Origin of the sequence: Bartonella sp. AA9NXGY (assembly GCF_042196845.1) — a bacterium.
Classification (GTDB): Bacteria; Pseudomonadota; Alphaproteobacteria; order Rhizobiales; family Rhizobiaceae; genus Bartonella.
In genome coordinates this window covers 24,257-41,786 of record NZ_JBHIRB010000008.1, presented here as the reverse complement: position 1 = coordinate 41,786, position 17,530 = coordinate 24,257, and the positions used below count along the sequence as shown (strand labels likewise).

16 protein-coding genes and 1 tRNA gene are annotated in these 17,530 nt (G+C 35.4%); 6 read left to right on the top strand and 11 right to left on the bottom strand.

The genetic code is table 11. The features are described 5' to 3' along the window. Nucleotides 1-533: 533 nt before the first annotated feature. The gene (ettA, locus tag ACFIM6_RS05425) at nt 534-2,183 is read right to left on the bottom strand and encodes an energy-dependent translational throttle protein EttA (RefSeq protein WP_375611983.1); all 1,650 of its coding nucleotides are present in this window, start codon (nt 2,181-2,183) and stop codon (nt 534-536) included. Nucleotides 2,184-2,343: 160 nt separating this feature from the next. On the opposite strand from ettA, the gene ACFIM6_RS05420 reads away from it, so the two are divergent. Together ACFIM6_RS05420 and pncA are read left to right on the top strand one after the other, a co-directional pair. After that, nucleotides 2,344-2,880, top strand: coding sequence for a hypothetical protein (locus tag ACFIM6_RS05420; protein ID WP_375611982.1), 537 nt, complete (start codon nt 2,344-2,346; stop codon nt 2,878-2,880). A gap of 46 nt (nt 2,881-2,926) precedes the next feature. After that, the gene (gene pncA / locus ACFIM6_RS05415) at nt 2,927-3,535 is read left to right on the top strand and encodes a bifunctional nicotinamidase/pyrazinamidase (protein WP_375611981.1); all 609 of its coding nucleotides are present in this window, start codon (nt 2,927-2,929) and stop codon (nt 3,533-3,535) included. A gap of 450 nt (nt 3,536-3,985) precedes the next feature. On the opposite strand, the gene ACFIM6_RS05410 is transcribed toward pncA, so the two are convergent. Further along, a complete protein-coding gene (locus ACFIM6_RS05410; protein ID WP_375611980.1) occupies nt 3,986-5,038 on the bottom strand; it encodes a DUF475 domain-containing protein in 1,053 nt (350 codons plus the stop codon). 359 nt (nt 5,039-5,397) lie between these two features. On the opposite strand from ACFIM6_RS05410, the gene ACFIM6_RS05405 reads away from it, so the two are divergent. Both ACFIM6_RS05405 and ACFIM6_RS05400 read left to right on the top strand, forming a co-directional pair. Next, nucleotides 5,398-5,937 (top strand): helix-turn-helix domain-containing protein, encoded by a 540-nt coding sequence (locus ACFIM6_RS05405; protein ID WP_375611979.1) that lies wholly within the window; start codon nt 5,398-5,400, stop codon nt 5,935-5,937. 387 nt (nt 5,938-6,324) lie between these two features. Then, a complete protein-coding gene (locus tag ACFIM6_RS05400) occupies nt 6,325-6,504 on the top strand; it encodes a DUF1508 domain-containing protein (RefSeq protein ID WP_142416545.1) in 180 nt (59 codons plus the stop codon). Nucleotides 6,505-7,034: 530 nt separating this feature from the next. Here the strand turns inward: ACFIM6_RS05400 and ACFIM6_RS05395 are convergent. From ACFIM6_RS05395 to ACFIM6_RS05380, 4 genes are all read right to left on the bottom strand, one after another. Beyond that, entirely contained in the window at nt 7,035-7,205 is a 171-nt protein-coding gene (locus ACFIM6_RS05395) for a hypothetical protein (protein ID WP_375611978.1), read from the bottom strand. A gap of 52 nt (nt 7,206-7,257) precedes the next feature. Next, complete coding sequence (locus tag ACFIM6_RS05390) at nt 7,258-7,569, bottom strand: hypothetical protein (RefSeq protein WP_375611977.1); 312 nt, start codon at nt 7,567-7,569, stop codon at nt 7,258-7,260. Between the two features lie 305 nt (nt 7,570-7,874). Next, nucleotides 7,875-8,129 (bottom strand): hypothetical protein, encoded by a 255-nt coding sequence (locus ACFIM6_RS05385; RefSeq protein WP_375611976.1) that lies wholly within the window; start codon nt 8,127-8,129, stop codon nt 7,875-7,877. 15 nt (nt 8,130-8,144) lie between these two features. Next, complete coding sequence (locus tag ACFIM6_RS05380; RefSeq protein ID WP_375611975.1) at nt 8,145-8,270, bottom strand: hypothetical protein; 126 nt, start codon at nt 8,268-8,270, stop codon at nt 8,145-8,147. A gap of 608 nt (nt 8,271-8,878) precedes the next feature. Between ACFIM6_RS05380 and ACFIM6_RS05375 the strand changes: the two genes are divergently transcribed. Then, nucleotides 8,879-9,193 (top strand): helix-turn-helix domain-containing protein, encoded by a 315-nt coding sequence (locus ACFIM6_RS05375; RefSeq protein WP_007347852.1) that lies wholly within the window; start codon nt 8,879-8,881, stop codon nt 9,191-9,193. Here ACFIM6_RS05375 and ACFIM6_RS05370 read toward each other — a convergent pair. Together ACFIM6_RS05370 and ACFIM6_RS05365 are read right to left on the bottom strand one after the other, a co-directional pair. Continuing rightward, nucleotides 9,117-9,299: a hypothetical protein gene (locus tag ACFIM6_RS05370; RefSeq protein ID WP_375611974.1), complete on the bottom strand. Its 183-nt coding sequence runs from the start codon at nt 9,297-9,299 to the stop codon at nt 9,117-9,119. The two genes, ACFIM6_RS05375 and ACFIM6_RS05370, sit on opposite strands and share 77 nt — an antisense overlap. A 1,697-nt stretch (nt 9,300-10,996) precedes the next feature. Continuing rightward, nucleotides 10,997-11,073, bottom strand: a tRNA-Ile gene (locus ACFIM6_RS05365). A 170-nt stretch (nt 11,074-11,243) separates the two neighbouring features. Here ACFIM6_RS05365 and ACFIM6_RS05360 point away from each other — a divergent pair. Continuing rightward, on the top strand, nt 11,244-11,987 hold the full coding sequence (locus ACFIM6_RS05360; RefSeq protein ID WP_375611973.1) for an SIMPL domain-containing protein: 744 nt from the start codon (nt 11,244-11,246) through the stop codon (nt 11,985-11,987). A gap of 29 nt (nt 11,988-12,016) precedes the next feature. Here the strand turns inward: ACFIM6_RS05360 and ACFIM6_RS05355 are convergent, their stop codons facing one another. The 3 genes from ACFIM6_RS05355 to dnaG all read right to left on the bottom strand — a co-directional run bounded on the left by ACFIM6_RS05355 (nt 12,017) and on the right by dnaG (nt 17,413). After that, on the bottom strand, nt 12,017-12,478 hold the full coding sequence (locus ACFIM6_RS05355) for a YcgN family cysteine cluster protein (protein ID WP_375611972.1): 462 nt from the start codon (nt 12,476-12,478) through the stop codon (nt 12,017-12,019). Between the two features lie 608 nt (nt 12,479-13,086). After that, nucleotides 13,087-15,102 carry an RNA polymerase sigma factor RpoD gene (gene rpoD / locus ACFIM6_RS05350; protein WP_375611971.1) on the bottom strand — a complete coding sequence of 672 codons (2,016 nt, stop codon included), beginning with the start codon at nt 15,100-15,102 and terminating at the stop codon, nt 13,087-13,089. Nucleotides 15,103-15,475: 373 nt separating this feature from the next. Further along, nucleotides 15,476-17,413, bottom strand: a complete 1,938-nt coding sequence (dnaG, locus tag ACFIM6_RS05345) for a DNA primase (RefSeq protein ID WP_375611970.1) — start codon at nt 17,411-17,413, stop codon at nt 15,476-15,478. Between the last annotated feature and the right edge of the window lie 117 nt (nt 17,414-17,530).

Here is a 17,530-nt window from a genome sequence, read left to right as displayed (position 1 = left end):
CAGATCTTATCTCCCTGCTTCTCGTTATAATGAGAATACATTGATTTATAATAATAATTCATTTTTAACTTGAATAAAAAACCGGAATACCGTAGATTTTCCTCATTTCAAATCTATTCATGATAAATCAATCCAAATCATTCTCTTAAAGCTCATAAACGGAGGGGATAGATGGATAAAAATACCTTTTATGCCCACCTCAAAACAAAAACTGCATACTATTGAGAAAAAATAACATGATAATGCCAGCTTGCATTTTTATTAAGTAAAGATGATAATGCTCGATGACCAAGGCATTTGTAGAAGTAATACTATACGCTTCATCCCCTCCTTTTCATTGCAGTTTTACAAAAAATAACCGGTTATATATCATGAGTAAAATAACCCTATTTAGGTCATAATTTCATAAAGTGTCTCTTACTCTTTTCAATGAATAAAAACTCCCACAGAGTACACACACACTTTATTTATGAAATAACAAACGCAATAAAATACACTATTATTCTAACAAAGTTGCGATAAGGTAAAAAATTCTAGCGTGTAAGAGGTTTATAATTTGCATGCTTAGGATTAAGAGATTCCGCCCCAAGACGACGAACTTTATCAGCCTCATATTCAGCAAAATTACCTTCAAACCATTCTACATGACCATCACCTTCAAAGGCTAAAATATGTGTTGCCAATCGATCAAGAAACATACGATCATGCGATATGATAACTGCACAACCAGCGAAATTTTCCAATGCATCTTCCAATGCACCCAATGTTTCAGTGTCAAGATCATTTGTCGGTTCATCAAGAAGAAGCACATTTCCCCCCTCTTTTAGAAGTTTCGCCAAATGTACGCGATTGCGCTGCCCTCCTGATAAATTTGCCACCTTCTGCTGCTGATCTGCCCCCTTGAAATTAAAAGCCCCGCAATAAGCGCGGCTATTCATCTCATATTTGCCTAATTTAATAATGTCATTTCCACCAGAAATTTCCTCCCAAACAGTTTTATCCCCCACCAAGGAATCGCGACTCTGATCCACATAACTCATGTGAACTGTTTCACCGATACGTATCTGACCTGAATCGGGCTTTTCCTGTCCCGTCAACATTTTAAACAAGGTCGACTTTCCCATACCATTGGCCCCAATAACGCCTACAATGCCACCAGCAGGAAGTTTAAAAGAAAGAGAATCAATCAATACACGTTCACCATAAGCTTTAGAGAGATTATCAACCTCAATAACAACTTGTCCTAATCTTTCTCCAATAGGAATAATGATTTGCGCCTCTCCAGGACGGCGCTCACGTGCTGATTGAACCAACTCATCATAAGCCTTAATCCGAGCTTTTGACTTTGCTTGTCGCCCTTTTGGACTAGAAGCAATCCATTCTTGCTCACGTGATAAAGCACGTTGACGCGCTGCCTCTTCACGGCCTTCCTGAGCCAAACGCTTGGCTTTAGCCCCCAAATAAGCAGAATAGTTCCCCTCATAAGGAATACCTCTACCGCGATCTAATTCTAAAATCCAACCCGTTACATTGTCGAGAAAATAACGATCATGGGTTATCAAAAGCACAGCCCCAGGATATTCACGTAGATGCCTCTCAAGCCAAGCCGTCGTTTCAGCATCTAAATGGTTTGTCGGTTCATCCAAAAGTAATAAATCAGGTTTTGACAAAAGCAATTTACAAAGTGCAACACGCCGCTTCTCACCACCCGAAAGTTTTGTTACATCCCCATCGGCTGGCGGACAGCCAAGAGCAGCCATAGCCATTTCCACTTGACTTTCTAAATCCCAAAGATTCTGACTGTCAATAATGTCCTGAAGCTGTGCGCTTTCATCAGCCGTTTCCTCGCTATAATTCATCATCAATTCGTTATAACGCTCAAGAACTTCCTGTTTATCTGCAACACCTTCCATCACATTACCACGTACATCTTTGCTCGCATCAAGCAAAGGTTCTTGTGGTAGATAACCACAGCGTGCTCCTTCAGAAATCCATGCTTCTCCGGTATATTCCTTATCTAGCCCAGCCATAATACGTAAAATAGTTGACTTCCCTGCACCATTCGGCCCTAAAATACCGATCTTCGCATCTGGATAAAAAGACAAATGAATATTTTCTAGAACTTTTTTATTGCCGTAAGACTTGTTAAGCCCAGCCATATGATAGATAAATTGACGTGCCATAAATTTCTCTTTATATTATGCGATATTAAAGATTAGGATTTTGAAAAAACTGCTTTTGCTTTTTGAAACTGTACAGTAAATAGCACTTACGTCGTATCAAAAGCTTTCGCTTTATATTGGTACATTTTTTCTAATCTCACAAGCCCCAGTATGGTCCTGAATGCAAAAAAACATCCCCCTAAAGAGCAAAAAGCAAATCTTTTTAGCTGTACCTGAAACCTGTTATCAAACATTGCCTCTCTTTTCCATACCAGATATAACATTGTATTTTTATCGTATTAAACCGACTTATCAATGTAATATGATACCACAAAGAAAAGCAATTCTCTATGCGCCTTCTTTTCTCGCTTTATGGGCTTTATATTACGCAGTAAAAAATCCTTCTCTTTTTTCATCGATTTTTTGCTACGGAAAGCAATGGACTTCACCCCTTGCCTTGATATGGCTTAAATTACGTTTACAAAACGACCGCCGCCTTATGGGATCTGACGTCCCAAGCCCAATGATCATGAAAGCTTTGCATCAACACGTAGCAACAAATGACTACAGCGCACTTCCCATTGGTACGTGGTTACAATTCGTAAAAAACTATAAAACCAATTGTAAAAACTTATCCATCCCCCTCTTTTGGCTTGATAATTATAAAAATAATATCAATATCCAGCACATCATTTCAAAACTTCAAGACGACATATAGCTTTTTAAAAATACGATAAAAGCTCATCTCGTATAGGAATATATTTATGGAAAAAAAAGCCTTAATCGTCATTGATGTTCAAAATGACTTCTTACTAGGTGGAGCACTTGCCGTACCTCAAGGTGATGCTATTTTACCCGCCGTCAATAATCTCATAAATCATTTTGACCACGTTATCTTAACCCAAGACTGGCATCCCCAAAACCATTGCAGCTTTGCTTCCTGTTATCCTGAAAAAAAGCCCTATGATACAGTCATTCTTGACTATGGTCCTCAAATACTTTGGCCTGATCATTGCATACGAGGAACACAAGGAGCAGAATTCCATCCATCTCTTAGAGCAGAAAAGGCACAACTTATCCTTAGAAAAGGCTATAATCAAAAAATGGATAGCTATTCTGCTTTTCTTGAAAATGATCAAAAAACACCAACAGGTTTACAAGTTTATCTCAAAGAACATGGTTTTACTAAACTCATTATGTGTGGCTTAGCAACTGATTTTTGTGTCGGATTTTCTGCTCTTCACGCTATACAATGCGGTTTTAAAGTCAGTGTTTCATTAAATGCCTGTGCTGGTATTGATGTAAACGGATCACTAAACACTATGCTTAAAACAATGAACGAAGCCGGTATAGAACTTTTAATGGTCTCTTAAAAGATCCTTCTCTAATCTACCATTATAATACACTGATTTATAAAGGATAAATCATTTTGCACATATTTAAGTAAGAGTCCAGAATATCGTAAATTCTCTCATTTCAAACCTGTTTCAAAAACATTCTTTTACACGTTACAAAGAGAATCAATGTATGAATAAATCATTCAAAAAAACAGTAAGAATGCTTCTTATGACCCATTAAATGCAAGGGCTTGTCATAATATTGAAAGCTGGTAAAAAGTATAACATCAGCTTTCTGTCTTATATTTAGGTCAAAAAGTATCCTAGAGATTGTACATTATTGGCTTCATGGGTAGTATCATACAATGAACTCAACTTTAAAAAAACGCAAATAAGCAATAAAATAGTATTTTATTTTGCATAAAAGACCTCTTTCTATTCAAAGATATGCGATAAACAAAAGTGTGAAAAAGGAAGAAATCTCCATTACTTAGATACAACATGTTTATCTAATTGACGATGCTTAAAACGAATCGAAGAATATAATGCCATTCCAATAATACAGACTCCCACAAGTCCTGTTAAAACTTCAGGAACCGATATAATCGTTTGCAGATACATAATCACTGCAAGAACTAGAATTGCATAAAAAGCACCATGCTCTAAATAACGATAATGCAATAATGTTCCTGATTCAACCAACATAATTGTCATAGAACGAACGTAAAATGCTCCGATACCAAGACCTATCGCAATAATAAAAAGGTTGTGTGAAAAGGCAAAAGCACCAACCACGCCATCGAAAGAAAAACTAGCATCAAGAACTTCTAAATAAAGAAACGCCCCTACTCCCCCGTGAGCTACTGTTGTTAAAGTCTTTTGAGGAGTATCCAAGAGATGACCGACAACTTCAACACCGATAAAGGTCAAAAGTCCATAAAGTGCTGCCAATAAAAAAGTTATTTTATTTTCTGCATCAATCTGAGCTGAAACAAATAAGATCAAAATCAAAACAATTGCAATATCAATTCCAACAAGCGCCCCAAACTTTTGAGCAGGTCTCTCTATAACATTAAGCCAATGTACTTCTTTTTCAGAATCAAAAAAATATTTTAAGCCAACCATCATAAGGAAAGTTCCTCCAAAAGCAGCAATCCCCATATGCGCATCGGTTAAAACTTCAGCATATCGATGTGGTTCCCATATCGCTAATTTGACTGCCGCAATTGGATTAATCCCAACAGCAACGACAACCACCAATAATGGAAAAACAATTCTCATCCCAAATACAGCTATCAAAATGCCCCATATAAGAAAACGACGACGCCACAATGGACTCATTCTACTAAGAACACGCGCATTGATAATAGAATTATCAAAAGATAAAGAAATTTCCAAAATTCCTAAAACAAAGCAAATAAAAAAATATTTAAGAAAACCAGTAATACTTTCCGTTTCAAACCAACCAATAACCCCTCCTAAAAAGACACCAATAATCGTGAAAAAAAAAGCAACCCCAAAATAGCGTAATAGGGACATGATCATTCCTCAAAGTTTATTTTCTACTTCATCTAAGCACACCCAGTACCAATCCAAAGTTTGCATCTCTTTAAAGTTGCATCTATTAATGCAGAGGTGTATAGAATATATATGGTAAAGTTACATGAAAATTCTCTCAAAAAAAGCAAGAGACAAATGTAGCAACAAGGAATTTTGTTTTGAAGTGAATATCAATTGTCAATACAATAAGTGCAAGATTGCTTTCTATCTACACAAATAAAAAAAATAACAAGAAATTAAAGCTATAATATTGACATTATATCATAGAATATTAATACATAGTGTGCTTTTATTATTTAATGATTTATACCATGATGATTTACCGAGGGAGATAATTCGTGGCACGTCCTGAAACTGAATCAAAAACCATATTTGGAAAACGTTTACGTTATGTACGTCTTGCTTTAGGCGATCCATCACGTGAAACCTTAGCTAAAAGTTTTAGCATGACAAAAAATTCCATTGCTTTTTATGAGCGTGGAGAGAGAGAACCCAATCTTAGTGTCTTACAAACATACCGCACGTTATATGGTGTCAATATTAATTGGCTTTTAACTGGGCAAGGAAAAATGTTTGACACCGAATATACAAAAGGTGATTTTGACTGGAATTATTTTATTAAAAAAATCGAGGGACTGGAAGAAACACTTGCCGATAGTGATCGTAACGAAAAACTAAATCAAGAAAAAATCGACAGTTCTTATGAAAAATTGCAGCAATATTTGTCAAGACAAGGTTTATCAAATGGTTTTAACCCTAAAACTACAACCTCTCTTATCGATATGAAAGCTAAAATGGCCAATTCTTATACCCTTAGCTTATTCATTGATTTACTCATTCGAAGCGTATCCCAAAAAGAGGTTATAGCTAATCAATAAACGTCTATTTCAAAAGAAAAAGCAAGAAATGATTAAACACCAGTATGGAAAAAAGTATTTTTTACTTTATCCATGCTGGTGAAGTTTTATATAATTTATAAACTTTATTTCTGTAACGACAGAAAAATATTTGCGTTGTAAATGAAAGTATAGTGTCTTTAAATTAAAAAAAATAATTTTATAGTATAAAATTCTCATTCATATCTTATTGACAATAAATTTTTTCTTGTTAAAAGAATAATAGCTCTCATAGAAATTATTTTTAAGGTCAGAAAATTTAAGGGGAATATATTGACGACTTCCTAGAGAGACATACATTAATGTTTACAAGCGGATTAGTTAAATATTTATCCTGAAAATTATCAGCTATTTTATGAGGTGGGAAGCATGTATTTTGAGGTGTTTCAAGGAGTTCACAATCAATGGTACTGGCGTTTAATCTCAGGAGATGCACAAAAAATTGCTTTTTCTAGTAAAGGTTATCCAACAAAACAAGATATCCTAATTAATATTGAGCAAATAAAAGAAATTACACATAAGGCTCTTATTAGAGAACTACAGTCCTAACATTCTTTACCATTAAAACAAGCGTTTATTTTGTATAATGGTATGGTAGTTACTTTTGTGACAAATGAAAAGTGATTGATTTGCCCTCAATGAGAGGAAGTTTTTGTATTATTTCTGACACTCACAAAGAACATTCATATTCTTACAGATTATATGTTTATTTTCAATCATACTCAAATCTCTATAGCCTTTATCAAAAAGAAAATCTCTTAAGTTTTGTATTTTTCATAAAAAATAAACGCACATGAAGAGAAGATAAATCATCAATGAGAAATATATTTACTCTACAAGATATTAATATCTTTTACGTTCATATTCCTCTTCTGTATCTGATAATCATAACTGACTTACCCATTTCATCTTCATAAAAAGCAAATATCTCTTTCTTTCTATTATCATGCAATTTTTTATACCTATTAGCTGAAACTATCGTAGCATTTATACCTTACATCTAAAAAGAATGTGCAAAACTGTTTCCAGCAATAATATAAAATTGCTGGATTGTATAGACGCGCTTTTTAATAACTAGCCTACCTATAAACTGGTTTATCATCATAAACTCTTATTTTATGATTAACGACGCTCTGTCTTATAAACTTAAATGTTGTCATAAAATCAGAGTAAACTTGAATATTCTCTTCCAATACAATCTCTCCATCAGCACCATAATTGGCTTCATTAAAGTTTATCTCTCTCGTCATTCCAATCTTCCTAACACATTTCCAAACCATTTAATGCAAAATATGAATACAATCACTCTTTATCATCTTCAGATTTCAGCATTTTTTTATATTTCTTTTCATTTTTTTCATATTGCTTAATTTGTTTTTTCAGTTTTTCAATTGCTTGGTCGCGTCTTTTAATCACCATACTTTGCTCTCTAATAGCCCTATCTCGTTCTTCAGTCATCTTCATAGTATCTCTTAAAAACTCATGCTTTATTCTTCTAGATTCCTCTTTTAAAATTTTCACTTGACTGCGATAATATAAAGAAAATCGAAATATAACCCCGCTGCACAACAAAACAACAATCATTGCTCCCAATAAAATTTCGTTTACACTCATTTGGATCTCCCTTAATTGTCGCTCAAGTGATGATCTTGACCAATTTGTTTCATCCTCAATCAAAAAAAGAATGCAATAAATTGCATGTTCCAAGTGTGAACAATCACTCTCGGCGTTCTTATTTTCTCCATTAAAGCATTGATAAATGACGCAAACAAATCTCTGAAAGCGGCTAAATCTACACTCACACCAATTATTTGCGACACATTTATTGACACAAAATACAAAAAATAAGGAACGTCAAATAAAACTAACGACGCAATCCAATCATACAAGCCTTGCCCAAATCGTTCCTATCTTCCTTTTTACGCCATGTGGAATGCGGCTATATATGAAAGTTTTTCATTATTACAAAAATCTTCAGTGTCACAAAGCACAGCATTTCTGTAAAATTTTGCCTTCCCACAAATCTTTACATCACCACAAACTAAAGCATCATTATAAACTCGAGCCTTTCTAAAATCACGAGTATCACCACAAAATTCAATACATTGAGCATTCAAAACTTGATCAAAAAAGACCGCATTAGCATAAACATATGCATCTCCACTCATATTCAAATAACGATAAAGTTCTTATTTTTCATAAACATGCGAACTCTTACGAACCACTAAACAACCATATGTTAATGCATTGTTATCAATAACAACATCATTATAAACACAGACTTCATTATAAACCGCAGCATCATAAAAACACATTCATCCCCATAAGGGCATTGATCGAATGTACAATTCTACCAAACAACCACCTTTGTGGATCAGATTACCTTCCTGTTTAATAAAATATCCAAGATCACTTTTTTGATATTTCCCATTTTTTTACGCATATATACGATATACCATCTGATAGTGATCTAATTTATTACAATAAAGAAGAAATCAGTATTCTTTGCTATGCAATTTACATTTTTTCTACAGCCATTATCCTATCTCTTAAGGCTCTAAAGCTTCGTTATATTCACACACTACCTCAACGCAGAGTTTTTTTTACAAATTCTGATGTTGGGGTATATCTTGATTTATAATGCTGCTACGTATACTATCATAGTGAAATCTCATAAACATACGAGTGTGTATCGCCCTTTCTGGTATACACATTTACTTTTTCACAACCGTGGAACTAAGCAACCATTTTTATTGATTCGAATCTGAAAGTGTATGGGGACATTTTGTTATTAGTTAAAAACAACTCTATATGCTTCCTTAGCGAAGAGCTACACATGGATATTTTCACGCTCCTTGTATCATATATTCTGGATTCGCAACGCAATATTAACGCTATAGCGTAAATATGTAAAGGTCTAAAAATGACAAAGACTGAAAAAGATTGGTTCCAACGCTTAGTTGAATTGATAAAAAGTGACGGACGAACAATGATTGAAATAAGCAGAGCTGCAGGCTGTGGACAAAATTACGTCCAACAAATGATAAATGGAGGCAAGAGACCTTCTGTAGATAAACTCATGGCTATTTTGAATACACTGGGAAATGCTAGTGCCATATATGTAATAACTGGTTTCAATATCTCCGATGAAGACTTAAAACTCATAACTTTGATTTCGTCTGGAGATAAAAAGAAGATTGAAGCCTTAAATGTTCTGTTGAATGAGCAGAATCTGTAGCATTTTCTACTTTATCCAATATCGCTTGCTTTTGAGACGTCGATAAAGACTCCCATTTCACAATAATATCAGATAAAGTTGTTTCAAATTTTTTATCATTCTTCATAGTCATACTCCATGTAGTCACACTATATAACGCTAAAGCGTTCAAAATATATCTCATACCTTAGAAAAAAATATTTGCAATAGGCAGTATGGAAGCAATTGTGTACAAACTTATTTTACAAAATCAGATGAAGTTCTATTAGTCATGTACCATAGTGAAACAGAAAGCATCACACGATCCAGACCTTCTTATGAAAATTGGTATAATCTATCAAAAACGCGAATAATGTTACGCAGATCTTGCGATTCGGACCAATAAAAACTAATGTGAAAATATCCCTGAAGACACTCCTGAACTCTATATAAGAGAACACGAAAAAGCTTTTTTGAAAAAAATACATCACAATTTATTCTACATAGCACCATCTATGTTTTTTTAACAATATTGCAAAGCAAGAATATAACAATGTTATAGGAATAAATTCTTATAAACAGAGCCACACTACCTAAAACTCTGTAACACATTTACAGGTAACCTCTCCTCTAAACGCACCTTGTAAATACTAATATAAGTCTCTATCATAAGCAAAAATGATACTATTAAAAAATAAAACGAATCATCACGCACAATCTTTGTACGTAAATTTTATACAGATTTACAACAAGAGAGAAATTCCCTTATGCAAATGAAGAATTATATTTTCAAAGTATGACTTTGAAGAAGAAGTATACTTTTCCAAAAAAACACCCTCCCTGCCAATAATTTTTCATAAGAGAAAAAACTCATAATAAAGATAAAACTCTCTATACGATCAATACGAGAAAAATGTTAGCAATACAAAAAAGTGCTAGGGTTACCGCAATATTGCCAATTCCTTATCAGAGTAAAATCAAAAAAGACATCTGCTCTTCAATAATAATTCGGATCACATGAAAACTCTATAATTTAAACATTAAGCAAAAAATACACAAAAACAGAAAATGGTATTTTAACAAATTTTCCAATATCATAGAAAACATTTCTTACAGAATAATAAAATGCTTATTACAATAGAATCTGGATGATGCAAAGCGATAGAAACAATCACTCAATTGACTTTTCAAAGAACAATTAATAAAATTCTTTTCAGAAAACACGCCACCGTCACTATGAACAATATTTCTCAAGACATTAAATAGAATTCCTTTCTTGGGAAAAAGAAAATATCAACAAATGTTATCATCGTTGCCCCCATGACACATATGAATGCCCATAGATCACATTCTCTTATACACTAACCTTTCATCACAATGATGCTATTCGAACATCTAAAAGACATTAACATCACTTAGAAAAAAGCAAATTTACACTAAATGTTTTTTGAGCCATTTGTTCTGAACAGGTACAATCTTTAAAATTGGTTTTATTGAGGTCTGTTTATTTGCAGAACAAGTATAAATAAACTTATCCAATGAAGCTTTTAGCCTTCTATTTTATGAAGAACACCATATAGAAAAAGTACAAAACAGTATATGAATTAAGAAAGTAAATAGCGACCCATATCAGTTAATCCAAATGCTAAAAGGTTGCAAATGAGAGAACTTCTTTGATGAGACTAAGAAAACATACCATCATATTAAAGCGACTGAGAGGAAAAACTGCAACAAACAACGACCAAAAGCTTCTAAAACAAACAGGAAAATAAATAAAAAACGAAAAAGGTAGAATCTCAAAACTTTTATATAAACGATCCATTTTTCTATTGTACATTTCCCTATTGGTGGGCCCGGAGGGACTCGAACCCCCAACCAAGCGGTTATGAGCCGCTGGCTCTAACCAATTGAGCTACAGGCCCCACATAGGTTGTTTCTCTCTAAACTAAAATGCCCTATGATACAAGAGCTGACAAAGATTATAACCCATCTTTTTCTCTTTTCTATTGGTTTTTTTTTCAGTGCTCTAATTTCTTTACAAAAACTCTTAAAAATGAGAGAATAATTAACTGACAAATATAAAGGTATAGATATGATAGAAAAGAAAATTCAACCACTGAAGAGTTCTCTGGTTAAAACAGTTATATTAGCATTTACACTCTTAGCCACATCGTTGACTGTACGTGCTTATGCTGAAGAGAATAAAATGAAAAATGCAACGATTACAGTGACAGCAATCGGAGAAAGTCAAGCAGCACCGGATATGGCCATTATTAATCTAGCCGTTGTTACCTATGACAAAACTGCCCAAAAGGCATTAGATTCCAATAATCAATCCATCAATGATATTATAAACGCTTTTAAAAACAATGGCATCCAAGCAAATGATTTGCAAACATCAGGCTTATCAATTTATCAGTCGACCTCTGATAAACACCACGAAAAAAAGAATAATGAAAAACTCTATCATGTTTCAAATTCTTTAACGGTGCGCATTCGTGATCTTACCAATGCTGGTAAAATCTTTGATCAAGCGATGACACTAGGTGTTAATTCAGTTAACGGCATTACTTTTACCAACGCAGATACAAAGCCATTTTATCAAGAAGCACGTAAAAAAGCCATTACTGAAGCCATTGAAAAAGCGCAAACGATAGCGCAAGCAGCCGATTTAAAATTAGGAAAAATTATTGAAATCAATGAAAAGGATGATTACTATCACCCAACACCACGTCTCATGAGTAGAGCAGCAGATGTAAGCTACGCAAATACAAATTTTGCAGGTGGTGAATTAAATTATAACGTGAGCGTCACTGTAGTCTTTGCGATCGATTAAGTCACAAACAAGTTGTATAAAAAATCATATTACTGGCCTTCACGTAGAAGACCAGTAATGTGATAAAGATAATCTTCCTCAGATAATAATTCGTCTTCGTAAATCTCTATTTGTCCGCGTGCAGAAATACGCGCTGTATGTACCGTCTGACAATCTCCTGATACCAATGGATGCCACCAATGAAGATCTTTTCCCTCATAAATTAATCTATAAGCACAACTTTCTGGAAGCCAACGCGCTGTTTTAACTGTCGTAATATCTAGCGATATACAATCTGGTACAATTGATTTACGATGAGCATAATCTCGACACCTGCAGGTTTCCCCATCTAAAAGACGACAAGCAATACTGGTTGCATAAAGGTCACCCGTATCATCGTCCTCAACTTTATGGAGACAACAACGGCCACAGCCATCACAAAGGCTCTCCCACTCAGAAATGGAAATCTCTTCTAATTTTTTTACTTTCCAAAAGGGAAGCTCTCCACTCATAAACTCAGACACACCTTTTAAAATTAAGACGATCTATAAAAAATGAAACATTTAATTTCTATAATTTCATCTATTTTTGTCTCTTAAAAAGATTTAACTCAATGTATACTTTAAACCATGTTCTTAAAATCTATCTGAATAAAAGAGAATATTCAAAAAATAGCGTATATAAATGAACGTAACCTATTGAAACATCTCTTTAATAAACTGACAAAGAGTAAAATGCGTCACCTAAAATGATAGAAAAATTCCGCAAAGAATATACATTTTTCATCAAAAAGTCCGTATGTTGCAATATAAGTTTATTCCTAATAGATCTCATTTCTTAAAAACGAGCCGCGCTATACGCAAGGTAATGTTTTTATCGTTCATTTCTTGAAAGCTCCCCCTCTCTACTCCATAACCACCCTTTGCCCTATATCTATTCTTCTGAGACAGAGAAGTATAAAGCCCCAAAGCTAAGAAAAACATTAAACATCGAAAACTTTCTAGATTGTTCAAATTCTTCCTATGTTTTTCTCAAGAAAGCATCCAAGTACAACGTGACGCACCTCCCCCTTCATTAAGAAGAAGGAGGAAGTTATTAAAATGCACACGAATTCCTTTATTTAAGAATCGAGAAAACTGCGCAATTTTCGTGAACGGCTAGGATGTTTCAATTTACGAAGTGCCTTTGCTTCAATTTGACGAATACGCTCTCTTGTAACTGAGAACTGCTGTCCCACTTCTTCCAATGTGTGATCGGTATTCATCCCTATTCCAAAACGCATCCGCAAAACACGTTCTTCTCGTGGTGTTAATGAAGCAAGAACGCGTGTTGTCGTATCTCGCAGATTAGCTTGGATAGCTGCATCAATTGGTAATAAAGCATTCCTATCCTCAATAAAATCACCCAAATGGGAATCATCTTCATCACCAACAGGCGTTTCGAGAGAAATGGGTTCTTTTGCAATTTTAAGAACTTTTCGTACTTTTTCTAACGGCATAGAAAGCTTGCTAGATAATTCTTCTGGTGTTGGTTCTCGTCCAATTTCATGGAGAATCTGACGCGAGGTACGAACAATTTTATTAATTGTTTCAATCATATGAACAGGAATACGAATTGTACGTGCCTGATCAGCAATTGAACGTGTAATAGCTTGACGAATCCACCATGTTGCATAAGTTGAAAATTTGTAGCCGCGCCGATATTCAAACTTATCCACAGCCTTCATCAAACCGATATTGCCCTCTTGAATAAGATCAAGAAACTGCAAACCACGATTGGTGTATTTTTTTGCAATTGAAATGACAAGACGCAAATTAGATTCTACCATCTCTTTTTTTGCAATTGTTGATTCGCGTTCACCTTTCTGCACCTGCATAACAATCCGACGAAATTCACCAATCGAAATAGCCGTTTCTTGCGCAAGATTTTGTATCTCACTTCGCAGTTTTTGGATTTCTTTTGCTTCACGCACCGAAAACTCTTTCCAACCAGGTGTAGGCAAAGCAGCAATATAATTCATCCAATCTGCGTCCAATTCACGCCCTTGGTATTCTTTTAAAAAATCCTCATGGCCAATGCCATAGCTATTGGCAATCCGTTTCAGCTTACCTTCATTATGAATCAATCTCTTATTAATGTCATAAAGCTGTTCAACCAAAGCTTCGATACGATTTTGGTTTAAAGAAAGAGATTTTACTGCTTGAATCAACTCACCCTTTAATTGAATATATTTCTTCTTCTGAGAAGATGTAAGGGCCCCCTCTTTACGCTCTGCCAAACTGCTTTCAACATGCTGATCTTGTAATTTTCGTAATTTTACATAGGTTTGAGCAATAAAATCTAATGTTTCCATAACTTGAGGACAAAGTTCATTTTCCATTGCAGCAAGCGATAAGTTAACATCGTCCTCGTCCTCTTCATCATCGTCTTCAATGTTTCTCTCTCCTGCGCTCTCCCCCATATTACGTATACCAGAAGACATTTTTTCTTCTACGGTCTTATCAACTTCACTTCGCTCAATAACAGGAGCCTGCTTTGCTTCTGGACCAGCATAAGTCGTTTCAAGATCAATAATTTCACGAAGAAGAATACGCTGCTCTTTTAACTCGTCACGCCAGATAATAAGAGCCTGAAAAGTCAAAGGACTCTCACAAAGTCCTGCAATCATTGTCTCACGCCCTGCTTCAATACGCTTAGCAATGGCAATTTCGCCTTCCCGCGAAAGAAGCTCAACAGCTCCCATCTCACGCAAATACATACGCACCGGATCATCCGTACGATCTGTTACTTCGCGTTTATTCGTTGTCGTTGCAATTGCGTGGCTAGAGGCTTCTACTAAATCACCCCCCTCTACCGTAACTTCTTCTTCATAATTTTCAGACTCGACTTCATCCTCATCATCCACAACATTAACCCCCATCTCAGAGAACATCGCCAAGATATCTTCAATTTGTTCGGATGTAACCTCGTCAGAAGGAAGAACTGCATTGAGTTCATCCATTGTTACGTAACCATTTTTTTTGGCAAGTTTAATCATTTTCTTGATGGCATCATCAGAAAAATCAAGAAGAGGACTATCCAAACTCGCTTGGTTTGTTACTTCTGCATTATCTTTCTGTTTAACCTTTGTTGCCATACCATAACTCCACTCGATCACTTCACAGTTTCCATGTGACCAGTTTTTTTGTTCTCACTAAAATCTACCAATAGTTACTCATATATACTTCCTGTTAAGAGATTACCATTGGAAAGAATACATTTTGTATACGCCCTGACATCCAGACAAACTCGACATCCAGACAAAAACGCGGGAAAACTCCAGAAGTTTCCCCGACACCTCTCAGCCCTTCTGAGATAATCTCTGCACCCTATCGTAAGAACCAATTTCCCGCTTTTCCTAAAATTTACCCGCTTTTCCTAAAATTTAATTGTCATCTTTATAAAAATGTCACTCCACATAAACTTCCTCATCTAAAATTTAAGTGACTGATTCGCATTAAAAAAGCGAATCATTTTATCGTATCTTGTGTATTCCCGTCTATTTTTTCATCCAACCAACTTCCAAATCCTTCAATTAACGCTTCTGTTGCCTGCATCTGCTCCAGCTCATTTTTTACCTCACGAAGCAGATCAAAAACCTCACTCTTAGGATTTTCTACAAGTTGCTCTTCAATATCCTGTAACCTCTTATGTAGGTGGTGTTCTTGAAGATGCAAGTAGACAGCTTGTTTTAATATAGCACGCGCATCTTCTATAGGGGCTCCACCAGGAATAATACGCATACCAATATTTTGCACAAGATGTTTCATACGCTCTAACAGAGCCTTTTGCCCTCTTTTTTCTAAGAACGCAACCATCGTCTCTTTATCATGAAGCTGTTGGTCCCCAAGAATTTCCAACATAGCTTGGTGAAAAATTATCAATTGAGTATTTTTTAATTCTAACTCAGAAAGAATTTCAAAATTTTCATACCACAACTCAGGATAGTAAGCTAAAGTGAGTAAAATCACTGCTTCACGCAAAGGGATAGATTGCGAAGAATTTCGTACTATTTCAGAATTTGCTAACAGAGAAAAGGTTTGATCTTTAAAGGTCCTATTTGGTGAAGATTGACCATATCGCCCTTCCCCCTTTTGTTTTGAAAAAGAGGGACGAAAAAAATCAAAAAGGCGTTTTTTTACATCTTGCAAATAATAACGACGGACATCTTCATCCTTAATCGTAAAAATTTGTTGTTTTAGTTGTTTTTCTAGCGCTGCTCGTGCCTCTGGAATTTCAAAATGCTTTCCATAGGTAGCACGCCACCATAAAAGCTCACTCAAAGGAATAGCTTTTTGCAAAAAAGAAGAAAAAAGCTGTGCTCCACCAGCACAAACAATTTCATCAGGATCTTTCCCTTGTGGCAACAAAACAAAGCGTACACAAACCCCAGCCTTTAAAAGAGGCAACACACGATCAGCAACACGAAAAGCAGCTTTTAAACCAGCATCATCACCATCAAAACACAAAATAGGTTCCTTCCCCATCTGCCATAAAAGCTCAATTTGCGCTTCCGTTAATGCTGTCCCTAAGGGTGCTACAACTCCTTCAAAACCAGCTTTAGTCAATGCAATGACATCCATATACCCCTCAACAACAAGGAGTGAATGAATTTTTTCATCGCCAACAAAGCGACTATTTTTGCGAGCTGCTGCCGCGTTATAAAGTATATTTCCTTTATGAAACAGCACTGTTTCAGGGCTATTGAGATATTTTGCTCGTGTCTCTTTCTCTAATGCACGCCCTCCGAAAGCCACCACACGTCCACGCAAATCTTCGATAGGAAACATAATGCGATTTCTAAATCGGTCATAAGAATCCGCGCTCTCCTCATGCACTGAGAGAAGCCCACATTCTTCCATTTGCTTTATTGAAATGCCCCGTGTACCTAAAGCTTCTTTCAAAGCTGTACGCCTTACCGGTGCAAAACCAATGCGGAAACGCTCTACAAGCTCTGGTGTAACACCACGTGCATCCAGATAACGACGTGCTTGCGTACCTCCTTTATCGCGTAAATTATATTGAAAAAAATCTGTAGCAATTTTCATCACATCATAAAGGTCAGCTTTTTCCAGTTGACGTTTATGACTTTGTGAATCCAAAATAGGGAGTTTCATTCCCGCAAAATCAGCCAAACGCTCTACACTTTCTGAAAAGTGCAATCCATCAAGCTCACACAAAAAGGTAAAAATATCTCCACTTACACCACAACCAAAACAATAATAGCGCCCTTTATGATCATCACAATGAAAACTTGGCGTTTTTTCACCATGAAATGGACAACAACACCAAAAGTCTCCCCGTGAAGGCTTACTTTTTCGAGGATCAAAATCCACCCGTTGACCAATCACTGTTGAAATTGGGAGTCTCGTACGCAGTTCATTAAGGAAATCGGGCGGAAAACGCATTATCTCTCACAGAGTTTGAAAATTCTTTTTTGCATATTTAACGACTTTAGAGCATAATTCCAATACTTCCTCTTAAGCAGTTGTAAAATTTTAAATCCTCAACTGCATATATTTTTA

Bases quoted from the DNA above. Each gene is read 5' to 3' on its own strand.
- rpoD (WP_375611971.1), bottom strand. From the start codon at position 15,102: ATGGCAACAAAGGTTAAACAGAAAGATAATGCAGAAGTAACAAACCAA.
- pncA (WP_375611981.1), top strand. From the start codon at position 2,927: ATGGAAAAAAAAGCCTTAATCGTCATTGATGTTCAAAATGACTTCTTA.
- ACFIM6_RS05410 (WP_375611980.1), bottom strand. From the start codon at position 5,038: ATGTCCCTATTACGCTATTTTGGGGTTGCTTTTTTTTTCACGATTATT.
- ACFIM6_RS05390 (WP_375611977.1), bottom strand. From the start codon at position 7,569: ATGAGTGTAAACGAAATTTTATTGGGAGCAATGATTGTTGTTTTGTTG.
- ACFIM6_RS05400 (WP_142416545.1), top strand. From the start codon at position 6,325: ATGTATTTTGAGGTGTTTCAAGGAGTTCACAATCAATGGTACTGGCGT.
- ACFIM6_RS05355 (WP_375611972.1), bottom strand. From the start codon at position 12,478: ATGAGTGGAGAGCTTCCCTTTTGGAAAGTAAAAAAATTAGAAGAGATT.
- ACFIM6_RS05380 (WP_375611975.1), bottom strand. From the start codon at position 8,270: ATGTGTTTTTATGATGCTGCGGTTTATAATGAAGTCTGTGTTTATAAT.
- dnaG (WP_375611970.1), bottom strand. From the start codon at position 17,413: ATGCGTTTTCCGCCCGATTTCCTTAATGAACTGCGTACGAGACTCCCA.
- ACFIM6_RS05370 (WP_375611974.1), bottom strand. From the start codon at position 9,299: ATGAAGAATGATAAAAAATTTGAAACAACTTTATCTGATATTATTGTG.
- ACFIM6_RS05420 (WP_375611982.1), top strand. From the start codon at position 2,344: ATGCAAAAAAACATCCCCCTAAAGAGCAAAAAGCAAATCTTTTTAGCT.
- ACFIM6_RS05360 (WP_375611973.1), top strand. From the start codon at position 11,244: ATGATAGAAAAGAAAATTCAACCACTGAAGAGTTCTCTGGTTAAAACA.
- ettA (WP_375611983.1), bottom strand. From the start codon at position 2,183: ATGGCACGTCAATTTATCTATCATATGGCTGGGCTTAACAAGTCTTAC.
- ACFIM6_RS05375 (WP_007347852.1), top strand. From the start codon at position 8,879: ATGACAAAGACTGAAAAAGATTGGTTCCAACGCTTAGTTGAATTGATA.
- ACFIM6_RS05395 (WP_375611978.1), bottom strand. From the start codon at position 7,205: ATGACGAGAGAGATAAACTTTAATGAAGCCAATTATGGTGCTGATGGA.